Annotated in this window: 13 protein-coding genes; 2 read left to right on the plus strand and 11 right to left on the minus strand. The window is 38.7% G+C overall.

Translation table 11 applies throughout. The annotated features are described in order from the left end of the window. The first annotated feature begins 352 nt into the window (after nucleotides 1–352). Nucleotides 353–1111 (plus strand): LytR/AlgR family response regulator transcription factor, encoded by a 759-nt coding sequence (locus QM481_RS11495; protein ID WP_283381901.1) that lies wholly within the window; start codon nucleotides 353–355, stop codon nucleotides 1109–1111. Nucleotides 1112–1222: 111 nt separating this feature from the next. Here QM481_RS11495 and QM481_RS11500 read toward each other — a convergent pair whose 3' ends face one another. From QM481_RS11500 to QM481_RS11510, 3 genes are all read right to left on the minus strand, one after another. Beyond that, complete coding sequence (locus QM481_RS11500; RefSeq protein ID WP_283381902.1) at nucleotides 1223–2635, minus strand: MBL fold metallo-hydrolase; 1413 nt, start codon at nucleotides 2633–2635, stop codon at nucleotides 1223–1225. Nucleotides 2636–2938: 303 nt separating this feature from the next. After that, nucleotides 2939–3256 carry a nuclear transport factor 2 family protein gene (locus tag QM481_RS11505; protein ID WP_283381903.1) on the minus strand — a complete coding sequence of 106 codons (318 nt, stop codon included), beginning with the start codon at nucleotides 3254–3256 and terminating at the stop codon, nucleotides 2939–2941. Nucleotides 3257–3274: 18 nt separating this feature from the next. Continuing rightward, on the minus strand, nucleotides 3275–4069 hold the full coding sequence (locus QM481_RS11510; RefSeq protein WP_283381904.1) for an SDR family oxidoreductase: 795 nt from the start codon (nucleotides 4067–4069) through the stop codon (nucleotides 3275–3277). A 124-nt stretch (nucleotides 4070–4193) separates the two neighbouring features. Here QM481_RS11510 and QM481_RS11515 point away from each other — a divergent pair, with 124 nt between their 5' ends. Next, nucleotides 4194–4562, plus strand: a complete 369-nt coding sequence (locus QM481_RS11515; protein ID WP_166549839.1) for a winged helix-turn-helix transcriptional regulator — start codon at nucleotides 4194–4196, stop codon at nucleotides 4560–4562. Nucleotides 4563–4794: 232 nt separating this feature from the next. Here QM481_RS11515 and QM481_RS11520 read toward each other — a convergent pair whose 3' ends face one another. The 8 genes from QM481_RS11520 to QM481_RS11555 form a co-directional block, all read right to left on the minus strand. Beyond that, a complete protein-coding gene (locus tag QM481_RS11520; RefSeq protein WP_166549811.1) occupies nucleotides 4795–5115 on the minus strand; it encodes a rhodanese-like domain-containing protein in 321 nt (106 codons plus the stop codon). Nucleotides 5116–5545: 430 nt separating this feature from the next. Next, nucleotides 5546–6580 carry a cytochrome d ubiquinol oxidase subunit II gene (cydB, locus tag QM481_RS11525; RefSeq protein WP_166549810.1) on the minus strand — a complete coding sequence of 345 codons (1035 nt, stop codon included), beginning with the start codon at nucleotides 6578–6580 and terminating at the stop codon, nucleotides 5546–5548. 27 nt (nucleotides 6581–6607) lie between these two features. Next, nucleotides 6608–7993, minus strand: coding sequence for a cytochrome ubiquinol oxidase subunit I (locus tag QM481_RS11530; RefSeq protein ID WP_283381905.1), 1386 nt, complete (start codon nucleotides 7991–7993; stop codon nucleotides 6608–6610). 303 nt (nucleotides 7994–8296) lie between these two features. Continuing rightward, nucleotides 8297–9712, minus strand: a complete 1416-nt coding sequence (locus QM481_RS11535; protein WP_283381906.1) for an MBL fold metallo-hydrolase — start codon at nucleotides 9710–9712, stop codon at nucleotides 8297–8299. A 294-nt stretch (nucleotides 9713–10006) separates the two neighbouring features. Next, a complete protein-coding gene (locus QM481_RS11540) occupies nucleotides 10007–11080 on the minus strand; it encodes an acyltransferase family protein (protein WP_283381907.1) in 1074 nt (357 codons plus the stop codon). A gap of 452 nt (nucleotides 11081–11532) precedes the next feature. After that, complete coding sequence (locus tag QM481_RS11545; RefSeq protein ID WP_283381908.1) at nucleotides 11533–13872, minus strand: M1 family metallopeptidase; 2340 nt, start codon at nucleotides 13870–13872, stop codon at nucleotides 11533–11535. A gap of 222 nt (nucleotides 13873–14094) precedes the next feature. Continuing rightward, complete coding sequence (locus QM481_RS11550; protein ID WP_283381909.1) at nucleotides 14095–15807, minus strand: GMC oxidoreductase; 1713 nt, start codon at nucleotides 15805–15807, stop codon at nucleotides 14095–14097. Between the two features lie 128 nt (nucleotides 15808–15935). Continuing rightward, complete coding sequence (locus tag QM481_RS11555; RefSeq protein ID WP_283330140.1) at nucleotides 15936–16445, minus strand: gluconate 2-dehydrogenase subunit 3 family protein; 510 nt, start codon at nucleotides 16443–16445, stop codon at nucleotides 15936–15938. Nucleotides 16446–16607 lie beyond the last annotated feature (162 nt).

Raw genomic sequence — 16607 nt, forward strand, 5'->3', positions numbered from 1 at the left:
TAGGCAATAGGCAATAGGCAATAGGCAATAGGCAATAGGCAATAGGCAATAGGCAATAGGCAATAGGCAATAGGCAATAGGCAATAGGCAATAGGCAATAGGCAATAGGCAATAGGCAATAGGCAATTAGAAAAAAAAAAATCGACCCCAGCCTTATCTACTCGGTTTTCACAAACTTTTTTTGCTTTTTTCCAAAAAAACTAAACCTTATCTCCTCACCCTAAACCTTAAAAAAACACTTTGTGCCTCTGTGCCTGTTCACTAAACCCCTATTCACTAATCCCTATCCCCTCACCCCTCAACCCTAAAAAACACTTTGTGCCTTTGTCCCTGTTCACTAACAAATACCCCCATGAGCAACATAAAAAGTATAATCATAGACGACGAACCCAAAGCAAGAGTATTACTCAATGCAATCGTTGAGCAATATTGTCCCAAGGTAAGTGTAGAGGCCTTGTGTAATGACCTACCTTCAGGAATCAAAGCTATCAAAAAGTATAAACCTGATCTTATTTTTCTTGACATCGAAATGCCAGGGCATAGTGGACTTGAATTATTAGATTTTTTTGATGAAGAAGAAGTGAACTTTGGTATCATTTTCACCACTGCCTATAATGAATATGCTCTTCAAGCTTTTAAGTTTTCGGCGATTGACTATCTTCTCAAACCAATACAACACACCCAACTGATGGAAGCTGTCGAAAGGTTTAGTCGCAAAAGGGAACAATCGCAAAGTCAACAATTAAAGGCTTTACAGAACAATTTGAATGTATCGAAATCTTGGGAAGAAAAAAGAATCGTTGTGCCCAACGGTCAAAACTACAAGCTGCTGAGTCCATCAGACATTCTGATGATCAAAGGTGAAGGTTCCTACAGTGAACTATATCTGCAAGATGGAACTAGAATTTTAGCAAGTCGCAATCTAAAGCATTTCGAAGAAATACTTTCTCATGTTCCCTATTTTTTTAGAACACATAAGTCCTATCTCGTCAACTTACAAAGCGTAGTAGAATTTGTCAAAAGTGACGGAGGTTATCTCAATATCAAAGGCGGATTGGTAGCTGGTATCTCTCCAGAAAAAGTAGATGAGTTTTGGGAAAGACTCAAATAATCAAATGAGTTGTGAATGAATTTGTAGAGACGCACGACGCAATGCATTGCGTCTCTACGGATGACATTTTCTTTAAATAATCCCTCAATCACACCCCATCCATTCACTCAATTACAAAAGTGTGCTAGGACAAACATAGTCTGTGAGCTTCAATTTATTAGTTGCTTTGATAGCACTAAAACCACCTGTAACATCAACAAGATTTTCAAATCCTCTAGCTTTCAAGATAGAAATGGCCACCATAGAGCGGTAACCTCCTGCACAATGCACATAAGTAGTGACATCACGATCGATACTAGCCATGTAATTATTCAAGAAATCTAAAGGAGCATTCTCTATTCCCACCACATGCTCAGAATCATACTCGCTTTTACGGCGTACATCTATGGCTTTGAGAGTATTATCTTTACTAAATTTCTCCACAAAATCTTCTGCCGAAATAGTATTTACGGTATCTATCTCACGACCTTCGGCAGCCCAAGCTTCGAAGCCTCCTTTTAAATAGCCAATACAATTGTCGTAACCCACACGCGATAAACGTAAGACTGCTTCCTCCTCATTTCCTTCTTCAGTTATCAACAAAATAGGTTGTTGTAAATCAGTAATCAAAGTACCTACCCACGAAGCAAACTGACCTTCCAGACCGATATTAATTGCATTTGGAATAAAACCTTTGGCAAAATCGTTCGCAGCACGAACATCCAACACAAGGGCATTTTCTTCGTTACTTGCCGCTTCAAATGCTGCGGGACTAAGCGCTTGTGTTCCTTTGGCTATTACCTCATCAACATTGGCATAACCCATTTTATTCATTACAGCATTTTTAGGAAAATACTGAGGTGGCGTTACTAATCCTGTGAGTACTTCTTTGACAAACTGCTCTTTTGATTTTGCCTGCAATGCATAATTAAAACGCTTTTGATTGCCCAATCGATCGGTCGTTTCTTTACTCATATTTTTGCCACAAGCCGAACCCGCTCCGTGCCCTGGGTACACAATAACATCGTCGGGCAAAGTCAAAATTTTGTTTTGAAGACTTTCATATAATAACCCAGCCAAATCTTCTTGTGTTAGGTCAGATTTTACGGCTAAGTCAGGACGACCCACATCTCCAATAAAAAGTGTATCTCCAGAGAAGATGGCATTTTCTTTTCCATTTTCATCAATCAACAAAAACGAAGACGACTCCATGGTATGACCTGGGGTATGCAAAACCTTGATTTTGATATTACCTACTTTAAACTCTTCGCCATCCTCAGCAATATATGCTGGATAGGCAGGTTGAGCAGTCGGACCAAATACAATAGTGGCGCCCGTTTTGTTAGAAAGGTCGATATGTCCCGAAACAAAATCGGCATGAAAGTGCGTTTCAAAAACATATTTGATTTGCGCATTATCTTTCTCGGCACGCTCGATATAAGGTTTTGATTCGCGAAGTGGATCAATGATAGCAACCTCTCCTGCTGACTCAATATAGTACGCTGCTTCAGCTAAACATCCTGTATAAATTTGTTCTACTTTCATGACTTCCAGTTGGTTAAATAATGTTTTCCTGTTTGAAATTTGATAGAACAAAATTAGTCCAGTCCTCCACGCTCTTCTGTAACATTCCTCACAAAGGCTCAGTGATAAATGTCAATGAAAAAAATGATGAACCACAATGCTGATAGATAAATCTTAAGACATAAAAAAACTCGACAGAAATATTCCATCGAGTTTTAAGTTGCCCTTTCTATAATCTATTCTATTAAAATCGTGGTTTTCTCCAACAAGGGCAGAAAAAATTTTCAACTTGTGAAACCTTAAGTGTGATTTATTACTCTAATATCAGCCCGTAATTTTCAACGACTCAATTAGTCCATCTTTTAATTTAAAATGATACGATAACACAATGGGACTACCCGGAAAATTACCTGAAACTTCTGCTTTTAAGACTTCTTCTTTTGCTAAATATTCCACAGGTTTCATCACGGCTTGGTACTCTTCATTAGCTTTTTTAATCCATTGTTGGATTTCTGTTTTCCCATTATGATTTTTTCCTTCGTCAAAGACTGTGGCGTTTTCTGTGAAACAATTGGCATAAGCCATACTGTCGAAACTATTTTGTGCCTTTGTTAAATCTACAATTACATTTGGTAAGTTCATATTCTTGATTTTAGATGATTAAATGGTTGGTACTGTGCCGCCATCAATTACATAATTTGTCCCTGTTAAATAATTGGCTCTTGGTGAAACCAAAAAGCCAACGAATTCAGCCACCTCTTCAGGTTGGGCTGGGCGACCAAAAGGAATTCCGCCCAAAGCGTCCATCACACTTTGTTGTGCTTCTTCTACAGTACTATTAGCATTTCTTGCAATCTCGCCCAACCAAGCTTTCGATGCTGTTGTATTTATCCAACCTGGCGAAACAGTTAGGACACGAACTCCTTTTGGGGTAACTTCATTTGATAAACTTTTGCTATAATTAATCAATCCTGCTTTTGCGGCTGCATAGGGCAATGTGGAATCATATAGCGGTAGTTTACCTTGAATAGAAGCTATGTGAATAATAACACCGCTTTTTTTAGCTAACATTTGCGGTAAAAATCCTCTGTCTAGTCGAACAGGAGCAAATAAATTAGCTTGTAAGGTTGACTCCCAATCGTCATCAGTTAACACCGCAAAACCACCAGCAGGAGTTACTGAAGACCCAAGGTTGTTCACAAGAATATCTAGTGTCCCATAAGTCGATAGTACTTCGCTGACTACTTTTTGTGTTCCTGCTGGTTTACTCAAATCGGCGGCTATAAAATCTAATTGTTCATTTTCATCTTCAGGAGCATTTCTGGCTGTGACAATGACAGTTGCACCAGCTTGTAAAAGCCTTTCTGCAATGGCTTTCCCTGCCCCTTTTGTACCTCCTGTTACCAAGGCAATCTTGCCCGATAATTCATTATTGAAATTAAAGTGTTGTTCCATTTCTGTTGTTTTTTGTACAAATTTCCGACATACATACACATGAAACAATTACGGAAATACGATTCGTATAGGGTTAAATTATTCCCATATTGCACCTTTTAGAACTATGGATTACTTTTGTTTTATGTATGAAAGAAAAATTTTACCAAACCTGAATTGTGGTCTCGATTTAATTGGAGAAGTACTTTACGGCAAATGGAAAATCCGTTTGTTGTGGTTTATCAATGAAGGTCACAAACGCCCCAGCGAATTACAACGTAAAATACCCGATGCAACTCGTAGGGTGTTGAATATCCAGTTGAATGAATTGGAAGCTCACGATCTAGTGACCAAGAAAATTTACCCTGTTGTTCCACCAAAGGTAGAATACAGCCTGACTGAATTTGGTAAGTCTTTAATTCCTGTGCTCTCGGTTTTAGGGCAATGGGGCGATGATAACGAAGAAAAACTACGATCAGTCATTATGAAACGATTAAATGCGGAAAACGAATAAATAACCAACAACGCAATACATTTTGTCCTTGTTGAAGTTATCTCCAACGAGACAAGCATCGGAATATTGTTGAATCTGGTTTCTTAACTCATTATTTTGAGGATGGTCAATTGGCGAGTTACTGACATAAAAAAACTCGACAGAAATATTCCATCGAGTTTTAAGTTGCCCTTTCTATAATCTACTTTTTAAAAATCTATAAGTGGTTAAGGTATTGAAAAACATAGCCTTATTAGTAATTCATAAAACCTCCAGACAGATTGTACACGTGCTCAAAGCCGTTATCTCCCATATACTTACATGCAGACCCACTACGATTACCGCTACGACAGTACACCAAGTACGTTTTGTCTTTAACTAATTGTGCTATTTTTTGTGAAAAATTCACATCCATCAAATCTATATTGATTGCTTTTGGAATCGAACCTTGTTTAAATTCTAAAGCAGTACGTACGTCAATAATTACAGCATTAGGATTTTCTGATATCATAGCCTTGAATGCTGATGAAGAAATATTTTCGTAGTTTTTCTTAGTTTTAAAAAAATCGAACATGGTCTTAGACATTTAAAATATTAATGGTTAAAGGATACCTCTTGGCATCTTTAACTATAGACCAAAGTTCGCTATAAAGTCACTGCCTTACAGTGATATATGTTACATAGGACAATTTATTTTTTAAAAAAATATCCCTATATCCCTGATTTAATTAAGTGAATTGAGATTGAGCGAGTGAGTGATTATGTAAAAATTTGTATTCCATCAGTAGAGACGCAATGATTGCGTCTTAAGCCAAGTTATATCTAGCATAGTAGCATCAAAAAAGCGGTCGAAAATAATTTTCCGACCGCTTTTTTGATGAAAATTTGAAGAATAATTCTAATTCGAAAAAATGATATTAACCTGCTTGATAACATGAAAATCACTCAATCTCAATTCACTCAATTAGAAATGACACATCAATCTAAAATTAAACGTATCTCCACTAGTAGCTTGTTTCGTCCAATTTTACTTTTCCTCTAAAAGTCCAAAATACAAAGCCTGTGTAGAGTCCCACCAAAGGCACGCCAATGACAGCAAACGTTAGCATAATTTTCAGAGATTTATCAGTTGATGACCCATTGTGGATATCTATGTGAAACTGTGGGTCGATTGTGGATAACACAATGTTGGGAAATAAGCCTACAGCCACCAATGCCATTAACATTGCTGTTACAAAAGCGGAAGAAAAAAAAGCAAAACGATATTTACGCTTCGTAATTTGTCGTGTAATGTTAGCTACAGCCAAAATTGTAAGTACAGGGAAGAAAAACATCATCGGTACTTCCTTAAACCTTTCGACCATGTGTGGCAAATATAACAGCGTGTAAACCGTACTTAAAGCAAACATCAACACAAAAAAGATGGTGGTATTTTTTACCAAAACCGTCAATTTAGCATAAAGACGATTCTCTGTTTTCATCACCAAGTAAATAGCCCCGTGCATCATAAACAACGATAATGTAGTAATCGCCATCAAAATAGAAAATGGATTAAAGAAATCCCCAACTGTTCCTCTATAAATAAATTGGTCGTCGATTGGCAAACCCTGAATGATATTTCCAAGTACCAACCCCAAAGACAACGCCAACATAATACTCGAAACGCTGTAGCTCACATCCCATAGCTGACGCCACCAAGCCATTGGTTCTTTGGAACGAAATTCAATGGAGATTGCACGAAAAATTAATAATACCAAAAACAGCATAAACAACTCATAAAAAGCCGAAAACACCGTCGCATATACTACTGGAAAACCTGCAAATAACGCCCCTCCTCCTATTACTAGCCACACTTCATTACCGTCCCATACAGGCCCGATGGCATTGAGTGCAATACGGCGACTTTCTTCTTTTTTGAAAAATAAATGCAAAGCTCCTGCTCCCAAATCAAAACCATCCAAAATAGCATATCCAGTAAATACACCACCTACAACCAAAAACCACCACGTAGGTAAGTCGAGTCCAAAGATTGTTTCCATAATATCTGTTTTGCCAAAGGCTTTAGCTTATTGTAAAATTGGGTTATCACGTTTTGAATAATCAGGAATATCATCTGAATAATCTCCTGAGTAGTCGTCGGTTGGTCCATGTTTGATTTTTTTATTAAGCAAATACACAAACAAGCCAAACAAGAGAATATACACCAAGGTGAACAATACCAGTGAAAAAATCACCTGTGATGCTTTCAGAGATTGCGACAAAGCATCGGATGTTCTCAGCAAACCATATACAACCCAAGGTTGGCGACCAACCTCCGCCGAATACCAGCCCAATTGATTGGCTAATTGTGGCAACAATACCGACCACGCAAAAATTTGTAATAGCCAACGTTGTTCAAATAAATTGCCTTTCCACCACAAGAACGATGCTAGCAAAGTCAATGCAATCAATGTCATTCCAATAGCAACCATCAAATGATAGGTCTGAAATACAAAATTGACGGCTTTGGGCTGGTCTTCCTTCTTGAAGGCATTTAAGCCTGTAACGGGTTTGTTAAAATCTTGATAAAGTAAAAAACTTAGTCCTTTCGGAATCTTAAGTCCTGACACTTCCTGCTTTTGGGTATCTACCCAGCCCAACAAATACATATCCGCTACGGCAGATGCTTCATAATGACCTTCAAAAGCAGCAAGTTTGGCAGGTTGATTGTGCGCCACGCCATCCGCTGATTTATGTCCTGAAAATAGCTGTAAAAGCGAAGCAATCGTAGCCACAACCAAGGCTATTTTAAATCCTTTTCGAGCAATTTCGACATGACGATTACGCAGTAAATAATAGGCATTGACACTCAATACCAAAAACGAACCTGCTAAAAAAGACCCCAACAGCACATGAGAAAGCCTTTCAACTGAAGATGGATTGAAAACCATTGCCCAAAAATCGGTAATCACCGCACGGGCATGAATTCCCTTACCTTCGATGCGAAAACCTGCTGGCGTTTGTTGCCACGAGTTAGCCACAACAATCCAAATAGCTGAAAACATCGAACCCATTGCTACCATGATGGTTGAGAAGAAGTGTACTCGTCGGCTTACTCTATTCCATCCAAAAAGTAAGATTCCTAAAAAGCCCGATTCGAGGGCAAACGCAAAAATTCCTTCTGCTGCCAAGGCACTTCCAAAAATATCGCCAACATAACGAGAGTAAACAGCCCAATTGGTACCAAACTCAAATTCCATCACGATACCTGTAGCTACGCCAATACCAAAAATCAAGGCAAAGATTTTTATCCAAAAACGAGTCATCTGAGCATAAGCTTCTTTGCCTGTGCGCAGATACTGGGCTTCCATGATAACCATCACGATACCAAGACCAATACTGAGAGGGGGATAAATGTAGTGAAACGCCACCGTAAAGGCGAACTGAATGCGGGATAAAAACGCTGTATCCATAACATTGTGAAGTTTAGATTGAGATTGTATTGTGGGGATAGTGGCTAGCGTTTTTCAAGAAAATTTTGTTGAAAAACTATTTTCCTGAAATCAAATTCCCCTAAAGTTGGGGTAGAAAATGATAAAAAAAAAGATACAGTTAAAGCAACTGTATCTTTTACAATTTTTACCTAAAATCATACTAAAAAAAGGTCGTTAATTAGGGAACAGTGACAGAGGCACAAAGAGACAAAGGGTTCTACTTTATCTGATAAAATATCCACTTTGTGCCTTTGTGCCTTATCCCTTTTACACTTTAAGTCCCTATTTTTTCAATGTCGATGGGCATACAAAATCGGTTGTTTTAATTCCTGCTTTTTGGATAGCACCAAAGCCGCCATTAATATCAATGAAGTTATCGATACCACGTGCTTTCAAAATTGAAGAAGCAATCATTGAGCGATAGCCTCCAGCACAGTGAATATAAAATGGTTTATCCTTTGGAAACTCCGACAAATTTTCATCGATATAATCCAATGGCAAGTTGATTGCTCCGTCTACGTGTTCTGCTGAGAACTCGCCAGGACGACGCACATCGATTACCAAAGGTGCCTCCTCTGAAGCTAGTCTTGTTGCAAATTCGGTTGCATCAATTGACTCTACCGTATCAATTTCTTTGCCTGAAGCTTCCCAAGACTCAAAACCGCCATCCAAATAGCCAATCACAAAGTCATATCCTACACGAGCCAAACGAGTGATGGTTTCTTCTTCTTGTCCTTTTTCTGTAATTAATAAAATTTCTTGTTTCAAGTCTGGAATCAAGGCGCCAACCCATGGTGCAAACTGTCCATTCAAGCCAATATTAGTCGAGTTTGGTACAAATCCTTTATTAAAAACTTGAGCATTACGAGTATCCAACAATACTGCGCCTGTTTCGTTGGCTGCCGCTTCAAATGCCTCTGGAGACAAAGCTTGTGCCGCACGATTCATGACTACGTCGATACTTTCGTAACCCTGCTTGTTCATCATCACGTTTTGTGGGAAGTATTGCGGTGGCTTACTCAAACCATCCGTTACTTCTTTGATAAACTGCTCTTTCGACATATCAGCACGAAGGGCGTAGTTGGTTTGTTTTTGATTGCCCAAAGTATCGGTTGTTTCTTTACTCATGTTTTTACCACAAGCCGAACCAGCACCGTGTGCAGGATATACAATTACGTCATCGGGTAAGGTCATCACTTTATTGCGCAATGAATCAAACAAAAATCCAGCAAGGTCGTTGATAGTCAAATCAGATTTTTGTGCTAAATCAGGACGACCAACATCTCCGATAAACAAAGTATCACCACTAAAAAGCGCTTTTTCTTGTCCGTTTTCATCAATCAACAAATAACAAGTGGATTCCATCGTATGCCCTGGTGTATGCAATACTTTGATTTTAAGCTTTCCTAATTGGAACTCTTCACCATCTTTTGCCACATGTGCATCAAAGCCCGTTACTGCATTGGGACCGTACACAATAGGCGCACCTGTCTTTTGCGAAAGGTCAATATGTCCTGAAACAAAATCCGCATGAAAGTGTGTTTCGAATACATATTTGATTGTTGCATTATTGCGTTGAGCTTTGTTGATATAAGGCTGTACTTCGCGAAGTGGATCTATTACGGCTGCTTCACCTTCCGACTCAATATAATATGCCCCTTGCGCTAAACATCCTGTATAAATTTGTTCTATTTTCATGGCTTTAAGATAGTTATGAATATTTTTAAAAGTCTATTTAATCGATTTATGCTTCAAAATTATAAGCTTATAACACAGAATTCTGTGATATATGTTACTTATATCAAAAGTTTTTTTGAAAAAAATGATAAATATTAATATCCGGAGTTAATCTTGGACAATTTATCAGAGCAGAGTGGTTGTAAGATGATGTTAGTTACTGATGAAATGAAAACAAGAATGCTCTAGAATCATCAAAGCTGGAAAACATGGTTTAAACAGGTTTTCCAGCTTTGATTTTGATAATTGTGTTTCTTATTTTTTTTCCTGATATGGAAAATATTTTTTCAGGTTATTAATCGGTTTTTCGAAAATAATCCAAGAAAGATAACTAGCTACCAATAAAACAATTAAGCTAGTAAAGTGATTACCAATGGCTGGCAAATGAAATTTTTGCCACACAAACCAAAACAGTAAAGGCACAGTCATGTGATACACATACACACCATAGCTGATTTTACCAACAAAAACCATTGGCGCACTCGACAACACTGTATTGAGCCAATGTGGTTTTGGGCTGCAAATCAGCGATAAAATATATGCACTAATACAAGAAATTGCGGTACGCAAGAATAAGATTTTCACCAAAGTAGCGGTGTTATCTTTCACAAACGATACATACAAAAGTATGGCTAGTGAAGGCAATACCGTATATCGCAATAGGCGGTGTAATTGATCCTGCACGTGATTGATTCGATACCAAGAAAGTAAACCTCCCCAAGCAAAACAATCGATGCAAGTAACAGTAATCAAACCTTGTCCTTGTTGGATATAGATAAAGTAAAATCTAAAAATTATTCCTAAAATCACCGTAGTCCAAAGTAGGGTAATCGTATGTTTTTTAGGTATTAAGAGCACTACAAATGCCCAAACCAAATAAAACTGTTCTTCCACAGCCAACGACCAATAGGGCGAAAATGCGTCTGCCCAGAACCCTGTTTTTTCCAGCAAATGGTTATATGTATAAAGAATATAGTACCAAGGATGCTGATACAAATCAGTCGTAAAAGGAATATGCAGTTTGGGTAATGCAAAACCAACGGCTAAAGTCAGATAGTAAATCGGAAAAATACGAAGTGCTCTTCTTATCATGAAATTTTTATAGACCTGCACAGCGCCGCCCAAAGACTCCGTTTTATTTTTGATAAGAATATCCGTAATTAAAAACCCACTCAAAACAAAAAAGAGCGTTACCCCAATCGTACCATTCGGAAGGGTATTAATCCAATGGGTAGTTGGCAACCAATGAAATATTAACACTAAACCAATGGCGATAGTACGAATACCATCTAACTGTGGCAGATAGTTGTGTTGAGGTTTTGAAGACATACAGATAAACGACCCATCTTTGGCAAAGACAATAACAAACAGGTTATCAACACTTTACTAAGATATTTAAAAGGGTAAAATAAAGATTACGATCTATTTATTTCAAGAGACAATTCTTGAAGTTTAAGTTTCGAAGATAACAAAATTGTCAGAACTTTAGTGAAGAATGTTTCAAAATTCACTAGAAAAGCCATTTCTGAGTTTTAGCTAATAAACATGAGTCATCCCTAATTGAGTGATTTAGTGCTTGAGCGGATGAGTGATTATGTTACAATTTGTATTCTAGTAGTAGAGACGCAATGATTACGTCTTGAGCTGAATAAAATCTAGTATGGTAGCATCAAAAAAGCGGTCGGAAAATATTTTCCGACCGCTTTTTTGATGAAAATTTGAAGAATAAGCCCAATCCTAAAATTCGGGATAACCTCCTTTTTCGCTATAAAGAATTGTTATTATTTCTTAGCACCTTGTACCGCTCCTGCTGCTTGTTTTTGTTGTTGCATTGGGTTTGGCATAGAAGGACGTTGTCCTTTGAACACTTGGAAACGAGTTGGTTGCTCTGGTTCACGAGGGAATGCGTTGTCTTCTGTGTTGATATCGGCAATCTCATAGAATGGGTCAAGTACCCATTTTGCTACTTTTTTATCAGTTGGGATTACTTTTTTCACCTCTTTGTCGTTCAAACGCCAAATTTCCGCAGGAATACGAACCACTTCGTCTGTACCATCTTCGAATACCATTTTGATAATCACTGGCATTGGCAAACCTCCTTTGTTTTTCAAATTCACTACATAGAAGTTTTTGTTGCCATTCACCAATTGTTTCTCTTCGTCAGAAAGACCTGCTGTTGCTTGCTCAAAACGTTTTTTATCTGCTTCAGAAGTTGCATAACGATCATAGCTATTGTAGAAATCGCGCATATCTGGGTTAGCTTCTACCACTGTTTGAGTAATATCTTTTTTGTTACGGATATTGCTCATCGTTTGGCGTTTTGCTTCAGCTTCTGTTTTTGCTTTTGCATTTTTTTGCTCAGGAGATTGGTTATCGATACCAAACCATTCAACAGTTTCGATAGATTGGTCTACAGGCTCAACACCGTAGAACCAACCACGCCAGAACCAATCCAAATCCACACCAGAAGCGTCTTCCATGGTACGGAAGAAATCAGCAGGATATGGTTGTTTGAAAGCCCAACGACGTGCGTATTCCTTAAATGCTGCATCAAACAATTCACGACCCATTACGGTTTCACGCAAGATATTCAAAGCTGTTGCAGGCTTTGCATAAGCGTTCGGACCAAATGCCATGATATTGTCAGAACCACTCATGATAGGTACTTGTTGAGTAGGGTCAGTTTTCATGTAAGGTACAATATACTGAGGCTCGCCACGACGAGAAGGAAAATCTCTATCCCACTCTTGTTCTGCCAAATATTGACAGAAAGTATTCAAACCTTCGTCCATCCAAGACCATTGACGCTCATCTGAGTTGATAATCATTGGGAAGAAGTTGTGACCTACTTCGTGAATAATTACACCAATCATACCTGCCTTTGTAGCTTCAGAATAAGTACCATCTGGCTCAGGACGACCACCATTGAATGAAATCATTGGATATTCCATACCACCACCCGAAGTAGCGTGACAAGAATACGCTACAGGATAAGGATAGGCCACAGAGTGTTTCGAGTACGAACGCAAGGTATGTGCTACAACCATTGTTGAATATTGTCCCCAAAGTGGATTACCTTCTTTAGAGTACAAAGACATAGCCCACACTTTTTTGCCTTCTACGTCTACTTGCATGGCATCCCAGATAAATTTACGTGAACTAGCGAAAGCAAAGTCACGCACATTATCAGCTTTATAAACCCAAGTTTTCTTACCCGTTGGTTTACCTTTTTCAGCAGCTTCTGCCTCCTCTTGTGAAACGATTAATACTGGACGAGTAGCAGTTTTTGCTTTCTCCATACGCTTCAATTGTTCAGCTGACAATACTTGAGCTGGGTTTTGCAATTCACCTGAAGCACCAATTACGTGATCGTTGGGTGCTGTGATAGCTACTTTGTAGTTACCAAAGTTCAAAGTAAATTCTCCTTGACCCAAGAATTGTTTGTGTTGCCAACCATATACGTCATTGTACACAGCCATACGAGGGAACCAGTGTGCTATGAAGTAATTACAATTGCCATCTTTCGCATAATATTCATAACCCGAACGACCATAGTACTCAGTAATCAAGTAGTTCCAGTCAATCGAGAAAGAAACACTAGCACCAGACTTCAATGGAGCTGGCAAATCAATACGCATCATTGTGTTGTTGATGGTGTAAGGTAAATTACCACCTTTAGCATCACGAACCGATGTAATGTTATAACCGTATTTTCTAGGATCAGTCAAATTTTTGAATTGAGCTGTACTAGCTTGCGGACCTAAACCACCTGTTTTGGTAGTATTACCGATGGCATCCTCCTTAAATAGGTTTTGGTCTAATTGCAACCAAAGGTAACGAAGCTCATCAGGAGAGTTATTGAAATACGTGATAGTTTCAGAACCAGTGATTTTACGTTGAATATCATCTAGTTCTACTTTGATGTCATAATCAGCACGTTGTTGGAAATAGTCCTTGCCAGGCGCACCCGATGCAGTACGATACGAGTTTGGCGTAGGCAAGTCAGTGCCTAGTTGTTCAAAACGCTTGTTGCCGTTATAAGGGTTGGCAGTTTGTTGTGCCAAAGCCCCTAAATTAGAGAAAGCAACCAAGCCAGAAAAAATCAACAGTATTTTTTTCATGGTCGATTTGTTGGTGAAAAATGTTTTTGACGAAATTAAGAAAAAAACAGTTTTAAGTAGTTGGTTTTTGTATGCTATTTGGCGGGTAAAGTCAGGAGTTGAGCGAATTGAGTAGATTTTATAACTGTCTAGTGACCTTTTTTACAAACATTATTCTTTTGTAGTAAAACAAAAAGCCCAATACAACCAGTGTATTGGGCTAAAAAGTGTTTTGGGATAAGCTTATAAATTACCCATTCTCATTTGCTTCACGGCGTAGTCGGCTGCACGAGCTGTCATTGCCATGTAAGTCAATGATGGGTTTTGTGTTGAGGTTGATGTCATCGATGCGCCATCGGTTACAAATACGTTTTTACAAGCGTGCATTTGATTCCACTTGTTGAGCATCGAGGTTTTAGGGTCTTTACCCATACGCACACCACCCATTTCGTGAATATCCAAACCAGCAGCTTGTTTTGAATCATAGGTCTTGATATTTTTAAAACCTGCTTTTTCAAACATATCTGTCATTTGTTGCAAGTAATCTTTGACCATCTTTTCGTCATTATCATCATAACCTACAGCAATACGCAATTGCGGAATACCATAAGGGTCTTTCAATGCTTTGTCGAGTGCAACGTAATTGGATTCTTTCGGGATAGTCTCGCCCATCATGTGCGAACCTACACTCCATGCTCCACGTGTTACCTTTCCAAGATTTGCTTTCAAATCCTCTCCGATACCTTCGCTACTGTTATACTCTATACGGCGACCATCAAAACCTGCGGCATATCCACGCAAGAAGTCCGTTTCTTGCTTATACACATTGCGGAAACGAGGAATATAACCACTGTTCGGACGACGACCATCGGTTGTTGAATCCAATAATCCATCATACTCGCCTGACACACGCGCACGGTAATTGTGGAAAGCCACGTATTTACCCAAAACGCCACTGTCGTTACCCAAACCATTTTGGAAACGATTTGAGGTAGAGTTCAACAAAATCAAATTGGTGTTCAAAGCTGCGGCATTCACAAAAATGATTTTAGCATAAAACTCAATCATTTCTTTGGTATTCGCATCAATTACTCTTACGCCCGTTGCTTTGCCTTTTTTCTCATCATAAATAATCGAGTGAACTACCGAATCAGGGCGAAGTGTCATTTTACCCGTTTTCATTGCCCAAGGTATTGTTGAGGCATTACTACTAAAATATCCCCCAAATGGACAGCCTCTCTCACAAATAGTACGATGCTGACACTGCGCACGACCTTGCTGCAAGTGAATTGGTTGTGCTTTGGTAATATGCGCCGCACGACCAATAATAATATGGCGGTCTTTGTAATTTTTGGAAACTTGTTCCTTGAAATACTTCTCGACACAATTCAAATCGTGAGGTGGCAAAAACTCACCATCTGGAAGTGTATCCAAACCGTCTTTATTGCCTGTAATACCTGCGAACTTCTCCACATAACTATACCAAGGCGCCAAGTCGTTATAACGAATAGGCCAATCTACCGCAAAGCCATCACGTGCTGGTCCTTCGAAGTCAAAATTACTCCAACGTTGCGTTTGGCGTGCCCATAGTAACGATTTTCCACCTACTTGATAACCTCTAATCCAATCAAAAGGCTTTTCTTGTACATAAGGATGTTCTTTATCTTTGGCAAAAAACTGCGTTGTGCCTTCATAAAAGGCATAACATTTGCTTACGATGGGGTTTTCTTGCTTGACTTCATAAGGCAATTGTCCTCTGTGTTCAAACTCCCAAGGTTGTAACATTGTGGTCGGATAATCTACCACATGACGCACATCACGACCACGTTCGAGCACCAACGTACGTAAGCCCTTTCCTGTAAGTTCTTTGGCTGCCCAGCCACCGCTAATACCTGAGCCAATTACAATGGCATCGTAGGTTCTATTTTTTGTACTATCTATATTAAAATTACTCATGGAATCAATGATTATTTGAAGAGCTGTCGGGATTCGGCTTACAGATTTATGTCTAAAAAGCGCTTCTGTTTAAATCATAGAGGCATTTTTGCTGAATGCCCATAGCTCATTTCCGAAAGCCTTATTACTTATTTTACTTTTACACATCCATGGTATCTACCTGGTACCATTTCATAATGTGTGATGTTGGTCATCACATACTCAGAATTGAGATAACCACGAACCGTTAAACCTTTAAGCAAACCATAAAAATCTTTGGTTTCAGCACCTTTTTCAAAGCCTTTCAATAACTCTATTCGCTGTGGAGTATCGAGCTGCGTGAATGGTTTACTATATTGTTGTTGCGCTACAGCATCTATTTGACCAATACCTTTGGCAAAAGCTGATTGCACTTCCTTGGAGTAGCAATCGGCGATCATTTTTTGTACAAAAGTATCCAAACCAAGGTCTTTTGCCCCTGGCGTATTAGTTTTTGGGATAATGGTTTCAACTGCTTCGCTTAATACACTTGCTAAATTAGGACGCAACCAATTTTGTGTTGTCAGAGAGTTGGTCGACCAACCATTTGCCCACTCGGGTAAGGCTATCGCTCCTCCGATGAGCATCGCCATACTTTTTAAGGCATTACGTCTTTCCATAAGTTTGTCTTTTAGTAGTAAGAAAATGGGATTATTTTTAGTCTTTGGGGATATTTCTTATCTTTATTATAGCTTGAAAAATAGTATTGAATACTCAGACCGAGTAAGCTTTAACGAAACGACTAATACTTTTTTATCCAAAATCTTTGCAAAAAAATATTA

This window comes from Flectobacillus rivi (assembly GCF_030056655.1).
GTDB lineage: Bacteria > Bacteroidota > Bacteroidia > Cytophagales > Spirosomataceae > Flectobacillus > Flectobacillus rivi.